This window comes from Citrobacter sp. Cpo074, assembly GCF_030332745.1.
In the GTDB taxonomy this organism is placed as follows: Bacteria; Pseudomonadota; Gammaproteobacteria; order Enterobacterales; family Enterobacteriaceae; genus Citrobacter; species Citrobacter portucalensis.
Genome location: NZ_JAOWHG010000034.1, coordinates 409,009 through 433,588 on the forward strand (window position 1 = coordinate 409,009; position 24,580 = coordinate 433,588).

Consider the following 24,580-nt stretch of genomic DNA (forward strand, 5'->3'; position numbering starts at 1 on the left):
CGAATCAGGAGTTTTTCTTCTCGCGGCTATGCAGGCCACGTTTCTCCAGACCACGGTAAATCAGCTGCTGCTGAATAATGGTTACCAGGTTGCTGACGATATAGTACAGCACCAGACCTGACGGGAACCACAGGAAGAACACGGTGAAGATGACCGGCATAAAGGTCATGATCTTCTGCTGCATCGGGTCGGTTACAGTGGTCGGAGACATCTTCTGAATGAAGAACATCGTCACGCCCATCAGAATCGGCAGGATGTAGTACGGGTCCTGTGCAGACAGGTCATGGATCCACAGAGCGAATGGCGCATGACGCAGTTCAATGGAGCCCATCAGCATGTAGTACAACGCCAGGAAGATTGGCATCTGGATGATCAGCGGGAAGCAGCCGCCCAGCGGGTTAACCTTCTCAGCTTTGTACAGGGCCATCATTTCCTGGCTCTGACGCTGTTTGTCATCGCCCAGACGCTCACGCATAGCCTGAATCTTCGGCTGCAGCATACGCATCTTCGCCATGGAGGTGTACTGCGCTTTGGTCAGCGGGTACATGATGCCACGAACGATAAAGGTGATAACGATGATGGAGAAGCCCCAGTTACCCAGGAAGCTATGGATCCACTTCAGCAGTTTAAACAGCGGCTGAGAAATGAACCACAACCAGCCGTAATCCACGGTCAGATCCAGGTGCGGTGCAACGGCCGCCATTTTATCCTGAATTTCCGGGCCGACCCACAGGGTGCTGGTCATCGCGCCAGTCTGGCCAGGCTGAACCAGTACCGGCTGTGATTTATAGCCGATAGCGGCAATGCCGTTACCCAGGTTAGCGGTATAGAAGTTGTTGGTGCCGTCGTTACGCGGAACCCATGCCGTTGCGAAATACTGTTGCAGCATTGCGACCCAGCCATCTTTAGCATTGACGTTCAGGTTTTCGTTTTCAGCAATGGTGTCGAATTTGTATTTCTCATACTTCTCATCCGGCGTGGAGTACGCCGCGCCACGGAAGGTGTGCAGCGCAAAGTTGCTGCTACCGGTGTCGCGATGAGATGGCAGATTGATGGATTGCTTCAACTGACCAAAGGTGGAGATTTCCAGCGGTTTTTCGCCGGCGTTCTGCACGCTGTAGTTAACGTTGACAGCATATTCACCACGCTTAAGAACAAACGTTTTAGTGAATGTGTTACCCGCTGCGTCAGTATAGGTCATCGGGATCTGCAGTTCGTTCTGACCGTCAGCCAGTACAAACGCGTCTTTATCGACGTTGTACAGCGGACGTGGGCCGTTAGCCGGGTTATCCGGGCCGTCACGACCTGTCAGGCCACTCTGTGCCTGGTAGATGAACTGTGGCGTAGTTTCCAGTAACTGGAACGGTTCGGTAGAACCGAGTTCTTTCGGGTAAGCTGGCAGTGAAGCCTGTTCCACATCACCACCACGGGTGTTGATGGTCAGATCAAGCACGTCAGTTTTAACCGTAATCAGTTTCCCCTGGCCACTGGCCGGTACGCCCTGGTCTGCGGCGCTACCCGCTGCGGTGGTCGTTGTCTGCGTGGTCTGTTGGGCCTGAGGTTGCGGGTTTTTATCCTGCTCCCAGGCTTGCCAGATCATGAAAGACACGAACAGCAAAGCGATGACTAAAAGATTGCGTTGCGAATCCATCGTTAGTGTTCTCTGGTATCAAATGGTCCGGGCGGGACGGGATCGTCACCACCAGGGTGTAAAGGGTGGCATTTTAATACGCGTTTCACCGTCAACCAACTGCCTTTTATCACTCCAAACCTGCGCAATGCCTCAATTCCGTAGCTCGAACAGGTTGGAGTGAAACGGCAATGCGGCCCAAGCAGCGGACTGATCAGGCGTTGATAGACCCGAATGAGGGCTATCAGGACCCGCGAGCCAGGCGACAATGGCGACGCCATAATTTTTCCAACGCTTCCGAGAGAGCACGGTTATCGAGGTCAGCAACCCCTTTTTTCGCCACCACCACGAAATCCATTGCTGGAAGCTCGTGCTGACGTAAACGGAAGCTTTCACGCGTCAGACGTTTAATCCGATTGCGTTCATGCGCACGCTTAACATTTTTCTTGGCGACTGTAAGACCGATACGGGGATGCCCCAGCGAATTCAGGCGGCCGAGGATGGTGATTTGCGGCGTGCCAGCCCGTTGTGGCTGCTGGAAGACGAATGTGAAATGAGTGGGAGTTAACAAACGTAACTCCCTGGGAAATGCGAGCTTAACCACTCAGGGGCTAGCTTTTATTACTTAGAAACGGTCAGACGAGAACGGCCTTTAGCACGACGACGTGCCAGAACCTGACGACCATTTTTATTAGCCATACGAGCACGGAAGCCGTGAGAACGGTTGCGCTTCAGTACAGACGGTTGAAAAGTGCGTTTCATGGCGATTTCTACCTAAACTTGAATAAATTCACTGACTTTTGCGTATACCCGAACGAATTTCGAACGACTTACGCCACAGTGTGGGTGATTAAAGAGGCCGGATTGTAATAATTGTACACTCCGGAGTCAATTCTCTTTCCTTATTTCCCGCTTTTTTCCGCATGGTTTCGCGTAAAAAACAGGCAGCGTTGACGCCGTAAGGCGACCGTTACTCGCTGGGGGTAAGAATTATACGGGCTGGTGGATAAAGCGCAAGGATCGCACGGGATCTTTATTAGATCGTTTAAGCAGTAAAGCATCTTTACTCATTAATTTTTTCAATATGCGCGCTAAAACCTGCAGCACTTCTCCAGGATCGTTTACACTTAGCCGATTCTGGATCATCCTGTGGATAAATCGGGAAGAATCTGTGAGAAACAGAAGATCTCTTTCTCAGTTTACGCTATGATCCGCGGTCCTGATCGTTTCAATGGATCCTGATCGGGTAAAAATTGCAGATAGCAATTCGCACGTCACCCTTTGCATAGGGTCTTGTCGATGTGCGTCAACAATCATGAATGTTTCAGCCTTTGTCATTTATCGACTTTTGTTCGAGTGGAGTCCGCCGTGTCACTTTCGCTTTGGCAGCAGTGTCTTGCCCGATTGCAGGATGAGTTACCAGCCACAGAGTTCAGTATGTGGATACGCCCGTTGCAGGCGGAACTGAGCGATAACACGCTGGCTTTGTATGCGCCAAACCGTTTCGTGCTCGATTGGGTAAGGGATAAATACCTTAATAATATTAATGGATTACTCAATAATTTCTGTGGCGCGGATGCCCCACAGCTGCGCTTTGAAGTCGGCACTAAACCCGTCACGCAAACGCTGAAAACGCCGGTCAACAATGTTGTTGCGCCCGCCCACGTGGCTCAGCAAGTGCAACCACAACGTGCTGCTCCGGCGGCGCGTCCAGGCTGGGATAACGTCCCGGCTCCGGCAGAACCTACCTATCGTTCTAACGTCAACGTCAAACACACGTTTGATAACTTCGTTGAAGGTAAATCTAACCAACTGGCGCGCGCGGCGGCACGTCAGGTGGCGGACAATCCTGGCGGCGCCTACAATCCGTTATTCCTTTATGGCGGTACGGGTCTGGGTAAAACCCACCTGTTGCACGCTGTCGGTAACGGCATTATGGCGCGTAAGCCAAACGCCAAAGTGGTGTATATGCACTCCGAGCGTTTTGTGCAGGACATGGTCAAAGCCCTGCAAAACAACGCGATCGAAGAGTTTAAACGCTACTACCGTTCCGTTGACGCGCTGCTGATTGACGATATCCAATTCTTCGCGAATAAAGAGCGATCGCAGGAAGAGTTTTTCCACACCTTTAACGCCCTGCTGGAAGGCAATCAGCAGATCATCCTGACCTCGGATCGCTATCCGAAGGAGATCAACGGCGTTGAAGATCGTCTGAAATCCCGCTTTGGCTGGGGACTGACTGTCGCGATCGAACCGCCTGAACTGGAAACGCGTGTTGCGATCCTGATGAAAAAAGCCGACGAAAACGACATTCGTCTGCCGGGTGAAGTAGCGTTCTTTATTGCCAAGCGTCTACGCTCTAACGTACGTGAGCTGGAAGGCGCACTGAACCGCGTGATCGCCAACGCCAATTTTACCGGCCGGGCGATTACTATCGATTTCGTGCGTGAAGCGCTGCGCGATCTGCTGGCTTTGCAGGAAAAGCTGGTCACCATCGACAATATCCAGAAGACGGTGGCGGAGTATTACAAAATCAAAATTGCGGATCTGCTTTCTAAGCGTCGATCTCGCTCGGTAGCTCGTCCGCGCCAGATGGCGATGGCGCTGGCAAAAGAGCTCACTAACCACAGTCTGCCGGAAATTGGCGACGCGTTTGGTGGGCGTGACCATACTACCGTGCTTCATGCCTGCCGCAAGATTGAGCAGTTGCGTGAAGAAAGCCATGATATTAAAGAAGATTTCTCCAATTTAATCAGAACATTATCTTCGTGACGCTATGAAATTTACCGTTGAACGTGAACATTTATTAAAACCGCTTCAGCAGGTCAGCGGCCCGCTGGGTGGACGTCCTACACTGCCTATTCTCGGAAACCTGCTGCTGCAGGTTGCTGACGGCACGCTTTCGCTGACCGGTACCGATCTCGAAATGGAGATGGTGGCGCGCGTGGCGCTGATCCAGCCTCATGAACCTGGCGCGACCACCGTTCCGGCGCGTAAATTCTTCGATATTTGCCGTGGATTGCCGGAAGGCGCGGAAATTGCCGTTCAACTGGAAGGCGACCGTATGCTGGTGCGTTCTGGCCGCAGCCGTTTCTCGCTGTCTACGCTGCCTGCCGCCGACTTCCCGAATCTGGACGACTGGCAGAGCGAAGTCGAATTCACCCTGCCGCAGGCGACGATGAAGCGCCTGATTGAAGCCACGCAGTTTTCGATGGCGCATCAGGACGTACGTTACTACTTAAACGGCATGCTGTTTGAAACCGAAGGGGAAGAGCTGCGTACCGTGGCGACCGACGGTCACCGCCTGGCGGTTTGTTCAATGCCTGTTGGTCAGCCGTTGCCAAGCCATTCGGTGATCGTACCGCGTAAAGGTGTGATTGAACTGATGCGTATGCTCGACGGCGGCGATAACCCGCTGCGCGTGCAGATTGGCAGCAACAACATTCGTGCGCACGTTGGTGACTTCATCTTCACCTCTAAGCTGGTTGATGGCCGTTTCCCGGATTATCGCCGCGTATTGCCGAAGAATCCGGACAAACATCTGGAAGCCGGTTGCGATATCCTCAAACAGGCGTTTGCGCGTGCGGCGATCCTGTCGAACGAGAAATTCCGCGGCGTGCGTCTGTATGTCAGCGAAAACCAGCTCAAAATCACCGCCAACAACCCGGAGCAGGAAGAAGCAGAAGAAATTCTGGATGTCTCCTATCCTGGTACAGAACTGGAAATCGGCTTTAACGTGAGCTACGTGCTGGACGTTCTGAACGCGCTGAAGTGCGAGAACGTGCGTATTCTGCTGACTGATTCCGTATCGAGCGTACAGATTGAAGATGCCGCATCACAGTCGGCTGCCTATGTTGTTATGCCAATGAGACTGTAATGTCGCTCACCCGCCTGTTGATCCGCGATTTTCGCAATATCGAAAGCGCGGATCTCGCTTTATCCCCTGGCTTTAACTTCCTGGTTGGCGCGAACGGCAGCGGCAAAACCAGCGTCCTGGAAGCCATCTATACGCTCGGCCATGGCCGGGCGTTTCGCAGTTTGCAGATTGGCCGCGTGATTCGCCACGAGCAGGAGTCGTTTGTTTTACACGGGCGTTTGCAGGGTGAAGAACGTGAGACGTCGATTGGCCTGACGAAAGACAAACTGGGCGACAGCAAAGTGCGCATTGACGGCACTGACGGGCACAAGGTTGCAGAACTGGCGCACCTGATGCCGATGCAACTGATCACGCCAGAGGGGTTTACTTTACTCAACGGCGGCCCCAAATACAGAAGAGCATTTCTTGACTGGGGATGCTTTCACAATGAAGCCGGATTTTTCACCGCCTGGAGCAACCTGAAGCGACTGCTCAAGCAGCGTAATGCGGCACTGCGCCAGGTGAGTCGTTATGAGCAACTGCGCCCGTGGGATAAAGAACTGATCCCACTGGCGGAACAAATCAGCACCTGGCGCGCGGAGTACAGCGCCGGTATCGCGCAGGATATGGCGGATACCTGCCAGCAGTTTCTTCCCGAGTTTTCGCTCTCCTTCTCATTCCAGCGCGGCTGGGAGAAAGAGACTGATTATGCCGAAGTGCTGGAACGCAGTTTTGAACGCGATCGCATGTTGACCTACACTGCGCACGGCCCGCATAAGGCGGATTTCCGCATTCGCGCCGACGGTGCGCCGGTGGAAGATACGTTGTCGCGTGGGCAGCTAAAGCTGCTGATGTGCGCCTTACGTCTGGCGCAAGGGGAGTTCCTGACCCGTGAAAGCGGGCGGCGCTGCCTGTACCTGATAGATGATTTTGCCTCTGAACTGGATGACGCGCGTCGCGGACTGCTGGCCAGCCGCTTAAAAGCCACGCAATCTCAGGTCTTTGTCAGCGCAATCAGCGCTGAACACGTTATAGACATGTCCGATGAAAATTCGAAGATGTTTACCGTGGAAAAGGGTAAAATAACGGATTAACCCAAGATAAAATGAGCGAGAAACGTTGATGTCGAATTCTTATGACTCCTCCAGTATCAAAGTCCTGAAAGGACTGGATGCGGTGCGTAAGCGCCCGGGTATGTATATCGGCGACACGGATGACGGCACCGGTCTGCACCACATGGTATTCGAGGTGGTAGATAACGCTATCGACGAAGCGCTCGCGGGTCACTGTAAAGATATCGTGGTAACGATTCACGCTGACAACTCCGTGTCCGTTACCGATGATGGCCGTGGTATCCCAACCGGTATTCACCCGGAAGAGGGCGTTTCGGCAGCGGAAGTTATCATGACCGTTTTGCACGCAGGCGGTAAATTCGATGATAACTCCTATAAAGTTTCCGGCGGTCTGCACGGCGTGGGGGTTTCCGTCGTTAACGCCCTGTCACAGAAGCTGGAACTGGTGATTCGTCGTGAAGGCAAAGTGCATCAGCAAACTTACGTGCACGGTGTGCCGCAGGCGCCGCTGGCAGTAACCGGCGAAACAGAATTGACCGGGACTCAGGTCCGTTTCTGGCCAAGCCACGAAACCTTTACCAATGTTGTTGAATTTGAATACGACATTCTGGCGAAACGTCTGCGTGAGCTGTCATTCCTGAACTCCGGCGTCTCTATTCGTCTGCGCGACAAGCGCGACGGCAAAGAAGACCATTTCCACTACGAAGGTGGCATCAAGGCGTTTGTTGAATATCTCAACAAAAACAAAACGCCGATCCACCCGAATATCTTCTACTTCTCCACCGAAAAAGACGGTATCGGCGTTGAAGTTGCGCTGCAGTGGAACGATGGTTTCCAGGAAAACATCTACTGCTTCACCAACAACATTCCACAGCGTGACGGCGGTACTCACCTTGCAGGCTTCCGTGCGGCGATGACCCGTACCCTGAACGCCTACATGGACAAAGAAGGCTACAGCAAAAAAGCGAAAGTCAGCGCTACTGGTGACGATGCCCGTGAAGGTCTGATTGCCGTTGTTTCCGTGAAAGTACCGGATCCGAAGTTCTCCTCACAGACCAAAGACAAGCTGGTCTCCTCTGAGGTGAAATCGGCGGTAGAACAGCAGATGAACGAACTGCTGAGCGAATATCTGCTGGAAAACCCGTCTGACGCGAAAATCGTTGTTGGCAAAATTATTGATGCTGCACGTGCTCGTGAAGCTGCACGTCGTGCGCGTGAAATGACCCGTCGTAAAGGCGCGCTCGACTTAGCCGGTCTGCCGGGCAAGCTGGCGGATTGTCAGGAACGTGACCCGGCGCTGTCCGAACTGTACCTTGTGGAAGGGGACTCCGCGGGCGGTTCTGCGAAGCAGGGCCGTAACCGTAAAAACCAGGCGATTCTGCCGCTGAAGGGTAAAATCCTCAACGTCGAGAAAGCGCGCTTTGACAAGATGCTCTCCTCTCAGGAAGTCGCGACGCTGATCACCGCGCTCGGCTGTGGCATCGGTCGTGACGAGTACAACCCGGACAAACTGCGTTATCACAGCATCATCATCATGACCGATGCCGACGTCGACGGCTCGCACATTCGTACGCTACTGTTGACCTTCTTCTATCGTCAGATGCCGGAAATCGTTGAACGCGGCCACGTTTACATTGCACAGCCACCGCTGTACAAAGTGAAAAAAGGCAAGCAGGAACAGTACATTAAAGATGACGAAGCGATGGATCAGTATCAGATCTCTATCGCTCTGGATGGCGCAACGCTGCACACCAACGCTAGCGCACCAGCCCTTTCCGGTGAGTCGTTAGAGAAACTGGTTTCTGAATACAACGCGACGCAGAAAATGATTGGCCGTATGGAACGCCGTTTCCCGAAAGCGCTGCTGAAAGAGCTGGTTTATCAACCGACGCTGCCAGAAGCCGATCTGGCTGATGAAGCGAAAGTTACGGCCTGGGTTTCCCAGTTGGTTAACGTGCTTAATGAAAACGAAATGCACGGCAGCACCTGGAATAGCTTCGTGCGTAAAGACGCTGAACTGAACCTGTTCGAACCGGTGATCCGGGTGCGTACCCACGGTGTCGATACTGACTATCCATTGGAACATGAATTTGTGACCGGTGGCGAGTACCATCGTATTTGTACGCTTGGCGAGAAGCTGCGTGGGCTGATCGAAGACGATGCGTTTATCGAACGTGGCGAGCGTCGCCAGCCGGTTGCCAGCTTTGAGCAGGCACTGGAATGGCTGCAGAAAGAGTCTCGTCGTGGCCTCGCTATCCAGCGTTATAAAGGTCTTGGCGAGATGAACCCGGAACAGCTGTGGGAAACCACCATGGATCCGGAAAGCCGTCGTATGCTGCGCGTTACCGTGAAGGATGCGATTGCTGCCGACCAGCTGTTCACCACGCTGATGGGCGATGCCGTTGAACCGCGTCGCGCGTTTATCGAAGAAAACGCCCTGAAAGCGGCGAACATCGATATTTAAGCCAATCTGTAGGCCGGATAAGGCGGTTTACGCCGCCATCCGGCAAGACGTTGTATTGTGCCTGATGGCGCGTTGCTTATCAGACCTACAAACGACAACCAATCTACAAAAAGGGGAATCTCGATTCCCCTTTCTATCCCCCTTTTCGTAGCTGTTTTTTGAGCGGAATCGCGTTAGCATGAGGACGGACTCATTTAATCCGGGGAACTCATGGCTATCAAACTTATTGCTATCGACATGGATGGCACACTTCTGCTGCCCGATCACACCATTTCACCAGCGGTCAAAACGGCGATTGCCGCGGCACGCGCGCGTGGCGTGAATGTGGTGCTGACCACGGGACGCCCGTATGCCGGCGTTCACAGCTATCTGAAAGAACTACATATGGAACAACCCGGTGACTACTGCATTACCTACAACGGTGCGCTGGTGCAGAAAGCAGGGGATGGCAGTACCGTGGCGCAAACCGCGCTGAGCTATGATGATTATCGTTACCTGGAGCAGCTCTCCCGGGAAGTTGGCTCGCATTTCCACGCCCTCGATCGCAATACGCTGTATACCGCGAACCGTGATATCAGCTACTACACGGTACACGAATCGTTTGTTGCGACGATTCCGTTGGTGTTCTGCGAAGCCGAGAAAATGGATCCTGCAACCCAGTTCCTGAAAGTGATGATGATTGACGAGCCGGAGATCCTCGATAAAGCTATCTCTCGTCTACCTGCGGAAGTAAAAGAGAAGTACACCGTGCTGAAAAGTGCGCCGTATTTCCTCGAAATCCTCGATAAACGCGTCAATAAAGGGACGGGCGTAAAATCGCTGGCCGATGCGTTAGGCATTAAAGCCGAAGAGGTGATGGCGATTGGCGATCAGGAAAACGACATCGCGATGATTGAATACGCAGGGGTGGGCGTTGCTATGGACAATGCTATTCCATCAGTCAAAGAAATCGCCAACTTCGTGACGAAATCTAACCTTGAAGATGGCGTCGCCTGGGCGATAGAGAAATACGTCCTTTCCTGATGCGTGTTATGCCTGGCCTCGGCTGGGCAATAACATTAACATGTTATAAAACATATATTTATATTATCAGATGTGAAACCGCACATTAATACCTCCACATAGTACGTAACTTCTATACTCTCCCTTCTTCTTTTATATCTGGGCAATTCCTGCCTGCTACTAAACTTTCTTATGACAAACACAAGCATCCGCGTGGTGTTGATAACGTCTTCCTGTCTGGTTTTTCATGCCAGTGCCGCGACGGATTCCAGCTCAACTATTACACCTCTCTTTGGCTATCAGGATGACGGTCTGTCTGCGCCAGTACCGGAAAAAACGACGGTTAAACCTGTCGAAAACCACACCATTTTGCCCTTTTTAGGCGATGAAGCGCGTAAGCGCGGATATGAACTACCGGCACCGTTTGGCGTGAATATTAACTACATGAATATCCGACAAAATATTAATGTGGATAGTATTAACTTCAACGGTCTTTCCCTCGGTGGCCGCTCACTGGATAACGCGTTTAAAATTAGCGTCGGCAATACGCGTGAACGCAGTAAAACCGAAACGCTGAAGCTGGATGCCTGGCTGCTGCCGTTTATGAATGTCTATGGCTTGATTGGCTATACCGATGGCCACTCCGTTTCGCAAATAGGCGTCGGGATAAAAGGCCCCCTTAAAGACCGCACACCAAGCAGTTTGCAGAATCTGGCGTTTCAGCTCGATTTTAAAGGCACCACCTACGGCGTAGGGACGACGTTGGTCGGCGGTGTAGGCAACTGGTTTACTGCTTTTGATGCCAACTACACCCAGACGCGGTTCGATATTCTGGATGGGAGTATTGACGCCTTAACTCTTTCTCCGCGCATCGGATATCGCTTTACCACCCCCAGTGTGGATGCGCTGCACCTGCCATCCGGAAAGTTGAATCTATGGGTTGGCAGTATGTACCAGGACGTGCAGCAAGAATTTAGCGGTAGCCTTAACGACCTCACCATGCCGTCTGAAACGCTGCAAAGACTCGTTGATATTGCCAACAAAGACGGTAATGGTCGCTTTGACGTTAAACAGCATCTGCAATCCCCCTGGAACGTGCTGGTGGGCGCACAGTATGAAATTACCCGGAACTTCAACGTCACGACCGAAATCGGCTTTGCTGAACGTAACAGTTTCTTCATGGCGGGAGAGTATCGCTTTTGAGCCGTCTTACCCTCTTCCTGCTGTTCAACATGCTCTCCTGTACAGTGCGGGCAGCGTTGCCAAGCCGAGGCGAAGTTGACGGTTGGCTAAATAAGTTGGGTGCCAGTGATAGCTTTGACGCCAGCAAAGGCATTGACTGGGGAGTAATGCCGGGACCGTTTTATACCCCGGAGCTGGGGTTAGGGATCGGTACAGCGGTGGTGGGGATGTATCGCCCTGACCCGAATGATACGGTAAGCCAAAACTCGACGCTGACGCTCAGCGGCTATTTTAGCTCAACTGGCGCATTCGGTATCACGATGCAAAATTACGCATTTTTTGCCGACGATCGGTGGCGATTTTTTCTCAATGGCGCATTAACGGATACTCCAACCTACTACTGGGGGCAAGGTTTTAGCGCTGGGGATAAAGATAACCAAAAACAGCAATACACCGCTCAGGTTCTGGAGTTGCGTCCAACGTTGTATCGCCAGTTGGCACCCAATGTTTATCTGGGGCTTGGCTGGTCGCTGAACGCCCAGCACGCTACCCAAATGGACGATAACGATCCGCCCAACATTGAGCATACCGGGCAGGGGGCGTCGGTTCTCAGCTCCGGAAGTAGTGTCGAACTCAGCTGGGACGATCGTGATTTCGTTCCCAACCCGCGTAAAGGACAGTATGCCGATGTGCGCTATACCCGATTCACACCAGAGGTGGGAAGCGATACGCGATTTGATGAATATCAACTGCACTACAGCCGCTATCACTCGCTGGACGAGAACAATGTGCTTGCCTGGGAGATGGACGGCGCGTTTACCCAGGGCGATGTGCCGTGGAGCATGATGCCGCTGCTTGGCAGCAATCAGCGTATGCGCGGTTATTACGAAGGGCGCTACCGGGATAAAAACGCCGTCAGCGGGCAACTGGAGTATCGGCGGAAACTTGACTGGCGGCATGGTGTGGTTGGTTGGCTCGGTGCGGGCACGATGGGACCCTCTTTTCATGCGCTGGACGATGGACGCTGGTTACCGTCCGCCGGTGTGGGCTACCGCTTTGAATTTAAGCCCCGGGTGAATGTGCGTCTTGATTATGGGATTGGCAAAGGGAGCAGCGGTTTTTATTTTCAGGTTGGAGAGGCATTTTGATCAATAAGGTGGTGTTAATAGCGCTCTTATGGCTGGCAACGGCGATAGCCCGTGCGGCAATACCTGTAACTTTGCAGCTCGTTTCTACAGAGGATAAGGCCCAGGGTACTGCCTGGCCGGTAGTTTCGCCCCTCCCTGCACCTCAGGGATTACGTCCGTGCTGCGCGTTTGGCTACGACCTGCACGCACAGGTACTGCATATGCCGGTGCCATTTTATGAACTTGATAATGTTGTCACGATCGATAGCATCGGCGAGCACCGCTATAACGATAGCCTACTGTTAGGGCTAGCGAATCTGGCAGGGATCGGGCATGAGAATAACGGCATAGTGTATACCGCTCGCGGTGGCTTCATTGATACTGCACATGTCCGTGATACCGCAGACATGACGGCCTGGCTCTTTAGCCATCTTCTTCCACGGCTTGGTCAATCATTTACGCTGCGTCTGGATGATGAGCTTGCGCAACGGCATGTCGTATTTAACGCTTTCACACCTCCCACAGAGCCTGCTGATCGTTACGCGCTGGCGGCATGGATGGCCGCGCATCTGGCGTTTCAGCTCGCTGCCTGGCATGAAATTGCGCAATGGTATGGTTTTGAGTCCGTCCCTGGATTTTCGGAGGAGGTTTCTGCATTTTCCCCGGAAGATCTCTACTCAAATTTGTTGGGTGCCAGAATTGCGGTATCGCTGATCCTCAATGGGCAACTGGCAACAACGGAAATGTACGATGCGGCGATGAACAACGCGCTGCGCCAGGCGTTGAAGCAATTGGGGGCTAAACCGGAAAAAATCACCCGCTTTCAGTTTGATATGCTGGATGGTAAATGGTGGAACAGCCAGCGTCGGGTACCAGAGAAATATTTGGTTCTGCACAGAAACTATGATGTGAGTGACTCGCGTTTACCGACGCCGGTACCGGGTGAACAAGCCTCGCCATTGAGACTGATGTTGCCACATCACTGGCGACAATATTCCCTTGATGCGTTGGCACAACTCGAACTTTGGCCTGGCCATACAATGGAGCGGCTGCCTACGCCAGGTTCCTGGTACACCGTCGCCAACTTTCCCGCGCTGGCTACGGTGGCACAAGGCCGTGACAGTGAGGTGAACTCAGTCCCTTAAAAAAACGCGCCATAATGTCATAGCCATACTACGCGATTTCTCACGCTTTGCTTTCGCTGGCGGGTGACTTTCAGATTTTGCCAAGGGAATATGCGCAACGCCGCTGCGCATAATCCATTTACGGGAAAATGCCGACGTCAGGGCCCGGCTTTTCAGGATTTTGCCATACAGTTTGAGACGTAACTTGTGGGTGGCTTTACGGTAAGCGTGATTCATATCTGGCGTATCCCGCAGCAGTACCGATTTGAGGATCTCCGCGCTGTCCAGCGCATAGCTAATCCCTTCCAGCGAGCTGGCGCTGATAAAACCGGCCGCTTCACCAATCAAAAATGCGTTGTCCTCGCCGCAGACGAAGTCTTTCCAGCGTGAGGGGAATAGCACCGTACATTTTTCACTTTTCACCGGTTTGCCGAACTGGAAATGGAACGCTTCCAGCTTCTCTTTCAGCGCGTCAAAGCGTGCCTGTCCGTCCTTCATGGGGTAGGCGCCACCAAAGATAAAATAGCCATCTTTGCTGATACTCCAGGAATAACAGTCAGTTGCATCGTTATCAAAAATACAGGAATAGAACGGTACGGGATGCTTTTCCGCAAACCATTGTTGAATAGCGACATATTTACGGATTTGGTGCTGTGGATAGAGATGACGGCGCACCAGTGAGTTCGCACCGTCTGCCCCCACCAGATAACGTGCAGTTATCTGCTGCTCCCAACCGTCGGCGCGGAAGATAACATGCCATTTATCGCCCTCGCGCCAGATTTTCCGGCACAGGCTGTCGTGATACACCTGCACATCATCAGGGATGAGAGATTTAAGCCATAAATCAAAAGCATGGCGGTTGATATTAATGTAGCTGCGCTGGTAGTTACGCGTCAAAGAAGCGGCAACATCAACCGTTTTAACGCTAAAAATCTGCGGGTTGGCGATGACATCAACGGGTAAGGTAATCCCGTCGCGGATAAACGAACGCTGGGCGTCCGGGGCCAGCAGGCCGCCGCAGGGTTTAGTGAAACCTTCGTTGCCGCACTGGCGTTTTTTATCCAACGCAATCACGCGCATTTTTCCGCTCAACTGTCGCGCCAGCGCTGCGCCTGCCGGACCTAAACCGATAATCGCTACGTCAAAATGTTCCATCTTTCTGTCCGCAAAAATGAAGATGGCGATACGCTAAAGCCTGAAAGTGAAGTGCTTGTGAAGTATGATTGTTTTAATCGTCTTGTATCAGGGCATCTCATGAAGCAAATCACCTTTACGCCGCGTAATCATCAGCTTACCAATATCAACACCTGGACATCGGACAGCCAGTGGCTGGTCTTTGATGTGCGCCCTTCCGGCGCCTCTTTTACCGGTGAAACAATTGAGCGCGTCAATATCCATACTGGCGAGCTGGAAGTGATTTACCGGGCTACTCAGGGATCGCACGTTGGCGTGGTGACCGTTCATCCAAAGTTGGAAAAATATGTATTCATTCACGGGCCTGAAAATCCTGATGAAACATGGCATTACGACTTCCATCATCGTCGTGGGGTGATTGTTACGCAGGCTGGGGTGGAGAATCTGGATGCAATGGATATTACCGCGCCCTATACGCCAGGTGCGCTGCGCGGCGGGAGTCATGTGCATGTCTTTAGCCCGAACGGTGAGTTTGTCAGTTTCACCTATAACGACCATGTTTTGCATGAGCGCTCTCCGGCGCTCGATTTACGCAACGTCGGTGTGGCCGCACCGTATGGCCCGGTGAAGGTCTCCGCGCAGCATCCGCGTGAATACAGTGGCAGCCATTGGTGCGTGCTGGTGAGCCAGACGACACCAACGCCAAAACCGGGTAGCGATGAGATTAACCGCGCCTATGAAGAGGGCTGGGTTGGAGAAAACAGGCTGGCGTTTATCGGTGATACGCTATCAGCCACTGGCGAGAAAGTACCGGAGCTGTTTATTGTTGATTTGCCACAGGATGAAAGCGGCTGGAAACAGCCGGGGGACGCGCCTCTGGAGGGGACTGACATGACCATGCCTGCGCCACCATCCGGTATTCGCCAACGCCGTCTGACGTTTACCCATGAGCGCGCCTTCCCGGGGCTGGTGAATCAGCCTCGCCACTGGGTACGCAGTAATCCAAAGGCATCAGAGATTGCGTTTTTAATGCGTGATGACAACGGTATTGTACAGCTTTGGCTGATTTCCCCACAGGGTGGAGCGCCGCGTCAGCTTACCCAGTGCGCTACGAATATTCAGTCAGCCTTTAACTGGCACCCATCGGGGAAATGGCTGGGATTTGTACTGGAGAACAGAATTGCCTGTTGTGATGTTCAAACGGGCGAGATTGATTTTTTAACGGAACGTCATGATAACCCGCCGTCGGCCGATGCGATCGTCTTCTCCCCTGATGGTCGACAGGTTGCGTGGATGGAAGACGTCGAGGGTTTCCGCCAGCTGTGGGTGACTGAAACCGGGCGTTAATTTATGGAGCAGACATTTCTGCCGGGGGAATAACGGCGTTCGTGGCCTGGGTTCTCTCCTCGCTCTTTTCTACGCGGGATCTCACCGAGTTATCTTTGCGAAAGAGATCCCAAGGTAGCAATACCGTATCGAGCACCGCGGTAAAAGGCATATCCAGAATCGCCAGCGACTTGGTTCCCCAGTTTGTATCACTTTCGCTAATCATTGTGGCACTGGCTCGCGTGCCAGGATACGTCCCTTCTTTACCACCTGTATGCGACATGATGCTGGAACAACCGCTTACAAACGCCATCCCACTACACATCGTCAGTGTTACCAACATTTTTTTAATCATCATTTATTCATCTGTATTTATCGTGTTTGCATGGTGAGTTAAAGCGATCCGTTGCGAAAATAACATCACCATTTCGTCGCACTGTGGCGGCCATCGCGATTTAACGAGAACAACTGCTCCCCCCAGTGTATGCAATAGACAACAAACTGCAAAAAAAGTCAGATGAATACGCTTGAAAAGTTTGTATTAAGACCCATTTTTAGAGTGTAGACAAATGAAGGGCATGCCTGATGGGTGTCCTGGCTACCTGACCTGTCCATGATGGAAGGTCAATTATTCTCGCTGATTTCAGGAGCTATTGATTATGCGTAACTTTGATTTATCCCCGCTGTACCGTTCTGCTATTGGTTTTGACCGTCTGTTTAACCTGCTGGAAAACAATCAGGGCCAGAGCAATGGCGGCTACCCTCCGTACAACGTTGAGCTGGTAGACGAAAACCATTACCGCATTGCAATTGCTGTTGCCGGTTTTGCTGAAAGCGAACTGGAAATTACTGCCCAGGACAATCTGCTGGTGGTAAAAGGCGCCCATGCGGACGATCAAAAAGAACGTACTTACCTGTATCAGGGTATTGCCGAGCGCAACTTTGAACGCAAGTTCCAGTTAGCGGAGAACATTCATGTTCGCGGCGCAAACCTGGTAAATGGTCTGCTGTATATCGATCTTGAGCGCGTGATTCCTGAAGCGAACAAACCGCGCCGCATCGAAATCAACTAATTCTGTAGGCCGCTTCAGGCGGCCTTGCTAAGTCATCGGCTTGCCGTCAGGGAGCCGAAAGGTACCTACTCGCTTCTTAGAAGGAGATTATTATGCGTAACTACGATTTATCCCCACTGCTGCGTCAATGGATCGGTTTTGACAAACTGGCCAATGCCTTGCAAAACACCGGTGAAAGCCAGAGCTTCCCGCCTTATAACATCGAAAAGAGCGATGATAACCACTACCGCATTACCCTTGCGTTAGCCGGTTTCCGCCAGGAAGATCTGGATATTCAACTGGAAGGCACGCGCCTGACCGTGAAAGGTACGCCGCAGCAGCCGGAAAAAGAGACCAAATGGTTGCATCAGGGGCTGGTCACTCAGCCGTTCAGCCTGAGCTTTACGCTGGCTGAAAATATGGAGGTCTCCGGCGCAAGCTTCACTAACGGCTTGCTGCATATTGATTTGACCCGGAATGAACCTGAAACCATTGCTCCACAACGTATCGCCATCAGCGAACGTCCTGCATTAGATAGTTAAATAGCTCCATGCCTTTGCCCCGCCAGAAATGACGGGGCTTTTTTGTGCTTTACCACCCATACATTGCGACTGTACTCTGCGAGAATCCATTTACTTAATGATGTTATTCACAGGGAACAGAATAATGAGTGATATAGCATTGACGGTCAGCGTTCTGGCATTAGTGGCAGTTGTCGGGTTATGGATCGGCAACATAAAAATACGTGGTGTGGGTTTTGGCATTGGAGGCGTGCTGTTCGGCGGTATTATCGTCGGGCATTTTGTCGATCAGGCAGGGATGACCCTGAGCGGCGACATGCTGCATTTTATTCAGGAATTTGGCCTGATTCTTTTCGTCTACACCATTGGTATTCAGGTGGGGCCGGGCTTTTTTGCTTCTCTGCGCGTTTCGGGCCTGCGGCTGAATCTGTTTGCTGTGCTGATTGTCATCATGGGTGGCCTGGTCACCGCGATCCTGCATAAGATTTTTGCCATTCCTCTCCCTGTGGTGCTGGGAATATTCTCTGGAGCGGTCACCAATACCCCGGCGTTAGGTGCGGGGCAGCAAATTCTGCGCGATTTAGGTACGCCTGGCGATGTGGTTGACCAGATGGGGATGAGCTATGCCATGGCTTATCCTTTCGGCATCTGCGGAATTTTACTGACCATGTGGCTGATGCGCCTTATTTTCCGCGTTAACGTCGATGCTGAAGCCCATCAGCATGAATCCACGCTGACCAACGGGCACGCACTGATTCAGACGATGAACATCCGCGTGGAAAACCCAAACATCAACAATATGGCGATTCAGGATGTCCCGATTCTGAACAGCGACAAAATCATCTGCTCGCGTCTGAAACGTGACGAGACATTGATGGTGCCGTCGCCAGGGACTGTTATCCAGATGGGCGACCTGCTACACCTGGTCGGACAGCCTGCTGACCTGCATAACGCGCAGGTGGTGATTGGGCAGGAGGTAGACACATCGCTGTCTACGCGAGGTACCGATTTACGCGTCGAACGCGTGGTGGTGACCAACGAACAGGTACTGGGTAAACGAATCCGCGACCTGCATTTCAAAGAGCGTTACGACGTGGTGATTTCCCGCCTGAACCGTGCGGGTGTTGAGCTGGTAGCCAGCAGTGACGCCAGCCTGCAATTCGGGGATATCCTCAATCTGGTGGGGCGTCCCGCGTCCATTGATGCCGTTGCCAATGTTGTGGGTAACGCGCAGCAAAAACTGCAGCAGGTGCAGATGCTGCCGGTATTTATCGGTATCGGGCTGGGTGTTCTACTGGGTTCAATCCCGCTGTTCATCCCGGGGTTCCCGGTGGCGTTGAAACTGGGGTTGGCCGGCGGGCCGCTGATTATGGCCCTGATCCTGGGGCGTATTGGTAGCATCGGTAAGCTGTACTGGTTTATGCCTCCCAGCGCTAACCTGGCGTTGCGAGAGTTGGGTATCGTGCTGTTTCTTGCAGTGGTGGGACTGAAGTCAGGCGGTGATTTTGTCGATACCCTAACACAGGGAGATGGTCTGAGCTGGGTGGGCTACGGTATTTTCATTACCGCGATTCCGCTCATTACCGTGGGCTTGCTGGCGCGAATCTTTGCCAAAATGAACTATCTGACGCTGTGCGGCATGTTGGCTGGCTCAATGACCGATCCCCCGGCTCTGGCGTTTGCTAATAACCTGCATGCCACCAGCGGGGCAGCAGCGCTCTCCTACGCTACCGTTTATCCACTGGTCATGTTCCTGAGGATTATCACCCCGCAACTGTTGGCGGTGCTCTTCTGGGGATTAGGTTAAAACTGACTTATCCGGCCTGCATCTCCTGTAGGCCGGATAAAACGCAACTCTCCATCCGGCATTACAAACACCCTCTCTCTTTCCCATTGTCTCATCACCCGACTCGCCCTCTCGTTTGAGAATCAGGTTCATACTCCTTAACTGTTCCGGTATAACGACCAGACAACAATATTTAAGGAGCTGTCATGAAGATTTCTCGCCTTGGAGAAGCACCGGATTATCGCTTCTCGCTGGCAAATGAGCGTACTTTTTTGGCGTGGATCCGCACCGCGCTCGGATTTCTGGCGGCGGGGGTTGGCCTTGATCAACTGGCCCCGGATTTTGCCACGCCGGTCATCCGTGAGGCGCTTGCCTTGTTGCTGTGTCTGTTTGCCGGCGGTCTGGCGATCTACGGCTACCTGCGCTGGCTACGTAACGAAAAGGCGATGCGACTGAAAGAGGACTTGCCCTACACCCACAGCCTGCTGATTATCAGCGTCATGCTGACTATTGTGGCGGCGATTGTCATGACGCTGGTGCTGTATGCCGGATAGCCGCAAATCGCGACGCATCGCTGACCCGGGGTTACAACCGGAGCGGACTTCACTGGCCTGGTTTCGCACGTTGTTGGGTTATGGCGCGTTAATGGCGCTGGCGATTAAGCACAACTGGCACCAGGCGGGAGCGTTGTTCTGGATATCGGTAGTTGTGCTGGCGATAGTGGCGATTATCCTCTGGCGCTACACCCGCAGCCGTAATCTGATGGATGTGAGTCATAGCGATTTTTCTGAATCTCGCGCGGTGCGTGACAAATTTATGATCTCCCTCGCGGTGTTATCCCTCGCAATGCTGTTTGCTGTAACGCATGTTCGCCAACTTATCGTATTTATCGGGAATTTTGCATGACAGGATGTGAGAACATGGATGTTAGTGATGATGTTTTAAACGTGGTGATTGACCATCAGAAGTGTTTACAACCGGTTGAAGTGTACCGTGGTTTGCAACAAGGAAATGTTCGCCTGGTACAGTTTATTCCGCTGGTTAAGCACGATGGTTCAGGTCATCTGACAGACGAATCGGTTACGTCTGAGGCATGGGGCCGATTTTTAATTACGATATTTGATATCTGGGTACGTGAAGATATTAATCAGATATCTATCCAGCTTTTCGATAAAACGCTTCGCCAGTGGTGTGGTCTGACGGCACAGATTGAACGACAGACCATGTCATCAATGAATACGCGTTGCCAGACATGCTCATTGTTTCAATATTACCACGGTGATTGTCCTGCGTACTGCGAGGAAAATGGAAAGGGCGTGCTGTGTGCAGGCTATCAGGCTTTCTTCAGCCACACCGCACCACATATGCGCGTGATGCGTGACCTGCTTAAGCAGCATCGCTCACCGATGGAGCTGATGGCGATGCTGCGTTAAGCTCAGCGGTATTTAACGTCCTTTGGCCAGATACTGCGCCATTTCATCTTCCGGGACCATTCCACCGCCGGTCGCCCACACCAGGTGGGTGGCGTTATTGAGCTGGTTCGTGTTGAAGCCGTGCATGTGCTGATAGTCAGCAGAGGCGCAAACGTGTTGCGGACCGGCCATCCCTGCCAGCGCTGACGGTTCGAGGCGAATACCTTCTTCCTGCGCCAGCCAGCCCAGCATGTCGTACATAGTCTGATCGTCCAGGGTGTACAGACCGTCGAGCAGACGTTCCATTGCCCGGCCAACAAAGCCAGACGCACGGCCGACAGCCAGCCCATCAGCCGCCGTCAGGTTGTCGATGCCAATATCCTGCACGGAAATCGTATCGTGCAGTCCGGTATAAATCCCCAGCAGCATGCACGGTGAATGGGTTGGTTCTGCGAAGAAGCAGTGCACGTTATCGCCAAACGCCAGCTTCAGGCCAAACGCCACGCCGCCAGGGCCACCGCCGACGCCGCATGGCAGGTAAACAAACAGTGGATGGTCTGCATCCACCACGCGCCCCTGCTGGGCAAACTGCGCCTTTAAGCGCTGTCCGGCCACCGCATAGCCTAAAAACAGAGTGCGGGAATTTTCATCATCGATAAAGAAGCAGTTTGGATCGGACTCCGCCGCCTTACGGCCCTGTTCAACCGCCACGCCGTAATCTTCTTCATACTCCACGACCGTCACGCCATGACTGCGCAGTTTGGCTTTTTTCCATGCGCGGGCGTCGGCCGACATATGCACCGTCACCTTAAAGCCGATACGGGCGCTCATTATACCGATCGACATGCCGAGGTTACCGGTGGAGCCTACCGCGATGCTGTACTGGCTAAAGAACTGTTTGAACTCAGGCGAAAGCAGAACGCTGTAATCGTCTTGTGTGGTCAGCAGACCAGCTTCCAGCGCCAGTTTTTCCGCGTGGGTCAGTACTTCATAAATGCCACCACGGGCTTTAATCGAGCCAGAAATTGGCAGGTGACTGTCTTTCTTCAGCAGAATTTCGCCATTGATGCGCTGCCCGTACTCTTTCTCCAGCCGCTTTTGCATGGCCGGAATCGCGGCCAGCTCAGATTCAATAATGCCGCCGGTGGCCGCGGTTTCCGGGAATGCCTTTGCCAGGTACGGCGCAAAGCGCGTCAGACGGGCGTGAGCATCCTGAACATCGTGTTCAGTCAGGCCAACATACGGTAAACCTTCCGCAAGAGAGGTGGTGCCAGGGTTAAACCAGGTTGTCTCCTTGAGAGCAACCAGATCTTCCACTAAAGGATACTGGGCCATAAGTGTTTGAATGTTTTCCATAGTCAGTCTCTTTGCGCTTAGATAATAAAGGAAAGCAGGAATGTGCAAGCCAGTGCAATCACGGACGCGATAAATGTCGCGGTCGTATAGTATTTAAACGTTTCATTCAGGGTGGCACCGCAGTATTGCTTCACCAGCCAGAAGAGGGAATCGGTAACGATCGTGCAGCCAATAGCGCCGGAACCGATAGCAATGGCGATGATCTCCGGGCTGACGTTGGGATAGAGCGGCAGCATCGGTGCAACGATTGCCGTGGCGCCCATCATTGCCACCGTGGCGGAACCCACCGCGGCATGCAGGATTAACGCCACCAGCCACGCCAGCAGAATCGGGTGCATATGCATGTTCGAGAGGATCAGCGCAAGAGTATCCGCCAGCCCACTGCTCTTGAGGATAGCGTTGAACGCGCCGCCTGCGCCGATAATCAACAGAATGTTAGCGATGGAGCCAAACCCGTTTTCAGTGTGGGTCAGCAACGTACCCATACCGATGTGCTGACGCAGGCCGAGAATGTAATAGGCAACGAAAACGGCAATAAACATCGCGGTGATCGGGTTACCAATAAACTCCAGCAGCGTATATACCGTGCTGCCTTTCGCCATGTTCAGCTCAGCGACGGTTTTTACCAGCATCAGGCCAATCGGCAGCAGAACGGTAAACAGCGTAGCACCCAGCGACGGTAGCGTACTTTCGTCACGCACTTTAAGGTCAGAAAACTCAGCCGGAACCGGTTTAAACGGCAGACGGTTACCCAGGAATTTCAGGTACAGAGGACCACCGATCAGCGAGGCCATCAAGCCGACCAGTAAGCCGTAGACAATCACGGTGCCAATGTCTGCGCCCAGCTTGTTCGCCACGAACAGGGCAGCCGGGTGCGGTGGTACCACGCAGTGCACCGCCATCAGCGCCGTACACAGCGGAATCGCCAGCTTCAGTAATGAAGTATTGGTTTTCTTGGCAATTGAAAAGGCCAGTGGAATCAACAGCACCACGCCGACTTCAACAAACAGCGTGATCCCGCAAATCAGCCCAACCAGAACCATAATGACGTCGGCGGATAGCCAGCGGCAGCGCTGCAGCGTCAGGCCAATGCGTTCGGCTGCGCCGGACACTTCCATCATTTTGCCCAGAATGGTCCCAAGGCCGATAACCGCGGCGAGGAAGCCCAGCGTACCGCCGATGCCACTCTCAATGGCATTGACCATATCCAACGGCCCCATGCCCATCATCGTACCCACGAAGAAGCTGGCTAACAGTAGCGCCAGAAACGGGTGGAATTTGAACTTCACGATGGTCAAAACGATTAACACGATGCTTATCAGCAGCGTGCTCACAACCCAGATTTGAGAGTGCATAACTCACCTTGCCCTGTGATTAATATAGGGTTATTGGACAAAAATAAGGCATGGTCTGACAAACGATATAAATCCCCCTTCACATGAGCCAGATTGCATCAAATGAGTGATTTATGTCTAATTGCGCTTTGTTTATGCGATATGGTTCACTTTGATTCACCTTTGAGCTGATTTTTGCAGCGAACTTTTTTACACTCCAGCGCATGAATCAGAAGAAAAAGAGGTGAGAATGGATCCCCTACGCGAAGTCAGAAACCGGCTGCTCAACGGCTGGCAGCTATCAAAGCTGTATACTTTTGAAGTGGCGGCCCGGCATCAGTCTTTTGCGCTGGCGGCAGACGAGCTGTCATTGAGCCCCAGTGCCGTCAGCCATCGCATAAATCAGCTTGAAGATGAGCTTGGTATCCAATTATTTGTTCGTTCTCATCGCAAAGTGGAACTCACTCATGAGGGTAAGCGGGTATTTTGGGCGCTGAAGTCGTCGCTGGACACGCTTAACCAGGAGATTCTTGATATTAAGAATCAGGAGCTCTCGGGGACGCTCACCGTCTACTCACGGCCTTCTATCGCCCAGTGCTGGCTGGTTCCGGCGCTCGGCGACTTTACCCGTCGCTACCCGTCAATTTCGCTAACCATGTTGACCGGGAACGACAACGTCAATCTACAGCGTGCGGGTATCGATCTCGCCATCTATTTTGACGATGCACCCTCCGCGCAACTCACGCATCACTTCCTGATGGATGAAGAGATCCTGCCGGTGTGCAGCCCGGACTACGCCCGCCGCCATGACCTTACCGGTTCGCTGGTGAATTTGCCGCACTGTACGTTGCTGCACGACAGACAGGCGTGGAGTAACGATTCCGGGACCGATGAGTGGCACAGTTGGGCGCAGCATTTTGCGGCGAATTTGCCGACATCGTCGGGGATTGGTTTTGATCGTTCGGATTTAGCAGTAATTGCGGCAATGAACCATATCGGCGTGGCGATGGGCCGAAAACGGCTGGTGCAAAAACGCCTCGACAGCGGAGAGTTGATTGCGCCTTTTGGCGATATGGCGCTGAAATGTCATCAGCATTACTACATCACCACGCTGCCCGGCAGGCAGTGGCCGAAAATCGAGGCGTTTATTGGCTGGCTGCAGGAGCAGGTTAAATAAGCGGGTCGCGAATATTTTTTACGC

Annotated in this window: 25 protein-coding genes and 1 other annotated feature; of the genes, 16 read left to right on the plus strand and 9 right to left on the minus strand. The window is 52.8% G+C overall.

Features of this window, described 5'->3' with window-relative positions; all coding sequences use genetic code 11:
- Positions 1-4 precede the first annotated feature (4 nt).
- The 5 genes from yidC to OGX83_RS22920 all read right to left on the minus strand — a co-directional run bounded on the left by yidC (position 5) and on the right by OGX83_RS22920 (position 2,776).
- Positions 5-1,651, minus strand: coding sequence for a membrane protein insertase YidC (yidC, locus tag OGX83_RS20075; protein ID WP_003827058.1), 1,647 nt, complete (start codon positions 1,649-1,651; stop codon positions 5-7).
- A gap of 2 nt (positions 1,652-1,653) precedes the next feature.
- Positions 1,654-1,911, minus strand: a complete 258-nt coding sequence (gene yidD, locus OGX83_RS20080; protein WP_003023846.1) for a membrane protein insertion efficiency factor YidD — start codon at positions 1,909-1,911, stop codon at positions 1,654-1,656.
- Complete coding sequence (rnpA, locus tag OGX83_RS20085; RefSeq protein WP_003844432.1) at positions 1,875-2,234, minus strand: ribonuclease P protein component; 360 nt, start codon at positions 2,232-2,234, stop codon at positions 1,875-1,877. The genes yidD and rnpA overlap by 37 nt, the downstream gene beginning before the upstream one ends.
- 17 nt (positions 2,235-2,251) lie before the next feature.
- On the minus strand, positions 2,252-2,392 hold the full coding sequence (rpmH, locus tag OGX83_RS20090; RefSeq protein WP_003023858.1) for a 50S ribosomal protein L34: 141 nt from the start codon (positions 2,390-2,392) through the stop codon (positions 2,252-2,254).
- Positions 2,393-2,620: 228 nt separating this feature from the next.
- Positions 2,621-2,776 (minus strand): hypothetical protein, encoded by a 156-nt coding sequence (locus tag OGX83_RS22920; protein WP_418657320.1) that lies wholly within the window; start codon positions 2,774-2,776, stop codon positions 2,621-2,623.
- 222 nt (positions 2,777-2,998) lie between these two features.
- Here OGX83_RS22920 and dnaA point away from each other — a divergent pair, with 222 nt between their 5' ends.
- From dnaA to OGX83_RS20130, 8 genes are all read left to right on the plus strand, one after another.
- Entirely contained in the window at positions 2,999-4,402 is a 1,404-nt protein-coding gene (dnaA, locus tag OGX83_RS20095; RefSeq protein WP_003827078.1) for a chromosomal replication initiator protein DnaA, read from the plus strand.
- A gap of 4 nt (positions 4,403-4,406) precedes the next feature.
- Complete coding sequence (dnaN, locus tag OGX83_RS20100) at positions 4,407-5,507, plus strand: DNA polymerase III subunit beta (protein ID WP_003023863.1); 1,101 nt, start codon at positions 4,407-4,409, stop codon at positions 5,505-5,507.
- On the plus strand, positions 5,507-6,580 hold the full coding sequence (gene recF / locus OGX83_RS20105; RefSeq protein ID WP_048215236.1) for a DNA replication/repair protein RecF: 1,074 nt from the start codon (positions 5,507-5,509) through the stop codon (positions 6,578-6,580). Before dnaN ends, recF begins: the two co-directional genes overlap by 1 nt.
- Positions 6,581-6,608: 28 nt before the next feature.
- On the plus strand, positions 6,609-9,023 hold the full coding sequence (gene gyrB / locus OGX83_RS20110) for a DNA topoisomerase (ATP-hydrolyzing) subunit B (protein WP_008786542.1): 2,415 nt from the start codon (positions 6,609-6,611) through the stop codon (positions 9,021-9,023).
- Between the two features lie 210 nt (positions 9,024-9,233).
- On the plus strand, positions 9,234-10,046 hold the full coding sequence (gene yidA, locus OGX83_RS20115; RefSeq protein WP_008786541.1) for a sugar-phosphatase: 813 nt from the start codon (positions 9,234-9,236) through the stop codon (positions 10,044-10,046).
- Between the two features lie 171 nt (positions 10,047-10,217).
- The gene (locus OGX83_RS20120; protein WP_286588952.1) at positions 10,218-11,228 is read left to right on the plus strand and encodes a hypothetical protein; all 1,011 of its coding nucleotides are present in this window, start codon (positions 10,218-10,220) and stop codon (positions 11,226-11,228) included.
- On the plus strand, positions 11,225-12,355 hold the full coding sequence (locus OGX83_RS20125; RefSeq protein WP_008786539.1) for a BamA/TamA family outer membrane protein: 1,131 nt from the start codon (positions 11,225-11,227) through the stop codon (positions 12,353-12,355). Before OGX83_RS20120 ends, OGX83_RS20125 begins: the two co-directional genes overlap by 4 nt.
- On the plus strand, positions 12,352-13,479 hold the full coding sequence (locus tag OGX83_RS20130; protein WP_192464106.1) for a DUF4056 domain-containing protein: 1,128 nt from the start codon (positions 12,352-12,354) through the stop codon (positions 13,477-13,479). Before OGX83_RS20125 ends, OGX83_RS20130 begins: the two co-directional genes overlap by 4 nt.
- Here the strand turns inward: OGX83_RS20130 and cbrA are convergent.
- On the minus strand, positions 13,468-14,613 hold the full coding sequence (cbrA, locus tag OGX83_RS20135) for a colicin M resistance lipid reductase CbrA (protein ID WP_032945448.1): 1,146 nt from the start codon (positions 14,611-14,613) through the stop codon (positions 13,468-13,470). The two genes, OGX83_RS20130 and cbrA, sit on opposite strands and share 12 nt — an antisense overlap.
- A gap of 99 nt (positions 14,614-14,712) precedes the next feature.
- Between cbrA and OGX83_RS20140 the strand changes: the two genes are divergently transcribed.
- Positions 14,713-15,939 carry a YidR family protein gene (locus OGX83_RS20140; protein WP_103014649.1) on the plus strand — a complete coding sequence of 409 codons (1,227 nt, stop codon included), beginning with the start codon at positions 14,713-14,715 and terminating at the stop codon, positions 15,937-15,939.
- 1 nt (position 15,940) lies between these two features.
- On the opposite strand, the gene OGX83_RS20145 is transcribed toward OGX83_RS20140, so the two are convergent.
- Entirely contained in the window at positions 15,941-16,273 is a 333-nt protein-coding gene (locus OGX83_RS20145) for a YceK/YidQ family lipoprotein (RefSeq protein WP_003023879.1), read from the minus strand.
- 238 nt (positions 16,274-16,511) lie between these two features.
- Positions 16,512-16,584 (plus strand) — a sequence feature (ROSE (Repression Of Heat Shock gene Expression) occurs in the 5'-region of heat shock genes and acts as an RNA thermometer to modulate expression.).
- Here OGX83_RS20145 and ibpA point away from each other — a divergent pair.
- The 6 genes from ibpA (at position 16,578) to OGX83_RS20175 (ending at position 20,710) form a co-directional block, all read left to right on the plus strand.
- The gene (gene ibpA / locus OGX83_RS20150) at positions 16,578-16,991 is read left to right on the plus strand and encodes a small heat shock chaperone IbpA (RefSeq protein ID WP_003023882.1); all 414 of its coding nucleotides are present in this window, start codon (positions 16,578-16,580) and stop codon (positions 16,989-16,991) included. It overlaps the preceding feature by 7 nt.
- A 92-nt stretch (positions 16,992-17,083) precedes the next feature.
- Complete coding sequence (gene ibpB, locus OGX83_RS20155; RefSeq protein ID WP_003827096.1) at positions 17,084-17,512, plus strand: small heat shock chaperone IbpB; 429 nt, start codon at positions 17,084-17,086, stop codon at positions 17,510-17,512.
- Between the two features lie 124 nt (positions 17,513-17,636).
- On the plus strand, positions 17,637-19,298 hold the full coding sequence (locus tag OGX83_RS20160; RefSeq protein WP_286588956.1) for a putative transporter: 1,662 nt from the start codon (positions 17,637-17,639) through the stop codon (positions 19,296-19,298).
- A 185-nt stretch (positions 19,299-19,483) separates the two neighbouring features.
- Positions 19,484-19,831: a YidH family protein gene (locus tag OGX83_RS20165; RefSeq protein WP_252430567.1), complete on the plus strand. Its 348-nt coding sequence runs from the start codon at positions 19,484-19,486 to the stop codon at positions 19,829-19,831.
- Positions 19,821-20,183, plus strand: coding sequence for a DUF202 domain-containing protein (locus OGX83_RS20170; protein WP_032945444.1), 363 nt, complete (start codon positions 19,821-19,823; stop codon positions 20,181-20,183). The genes OGX83_RS20165 and OGX83_RS20170 overlap by 11 nt, the downstream gene beginning before the upstream one ends.
- Before the next feature lie 14 nt (positions 20,184-20,197).
- Positions 20,198-20,710, plus strand: coding sequence for a radical SAM protein (locus OGX83_RS20175; RefSeq protein WP_003827104.1), 513 nt, complete (start codon positions 20,198-20,200; stop codon positions 20,708-20,710).
- Positions 20,711-20,722: 12 nt separating this feature from the next.
- Here the strand turns inward: OGX83_RS20175 and dsdA are convergent, their stop codons facing one another.
- Both dsdA and dsdX read right to left on the minus strand, forming a co-directional pair.
- Positions 20,723-22,045 carry a D-serine ammonia-lyase gene (gene dsdA / locus OGX83_RS20180; RefSeq protein ID WP_286588959.1) on the minus strand — a complete coding sequence of 441 codons (1,323 nt, stop codon included), beginning with the start codon at positions 22,043-22,045 and terminating at the stop codon, positions 20,723-20,725.
- A gap of 17 nt (positions 22,046-22,062) precedes the next feature.
- The gene (gene dsdX, locus OGX83_RS20185) at positions 22,063-23,400 is read right to left on the minus strand and encodes a D-serine transporter DsdX (RefSeq protein ID WP_003827107.1); all 1,338 of its coding nucleotides are present in this window, start codon (positions 23,398-23,400) and stop codon (positions 22,063-22,065) included.
- A gap of 229 nt (positions 23,401-23,629) precedes the next feature.
- On the opposite strand from dsdX, the gene dsdC reads away from it, so the two are divergent.
- On the plus strand, positions 23,630-24,556 hold the full coding sequence (gene dsdC / locus OGX83_RS20190) for a DNA-binding transcriptional regulator DsdC (RefSeq protein WP_003827110.1): 927 nt from the start codon (positions 23,630-23,632) through the stop codon (positions 24,554-24,556).
- The last annotated feature ends 24 nt before the right edge of the window (positions 24,557-24,580 follow it).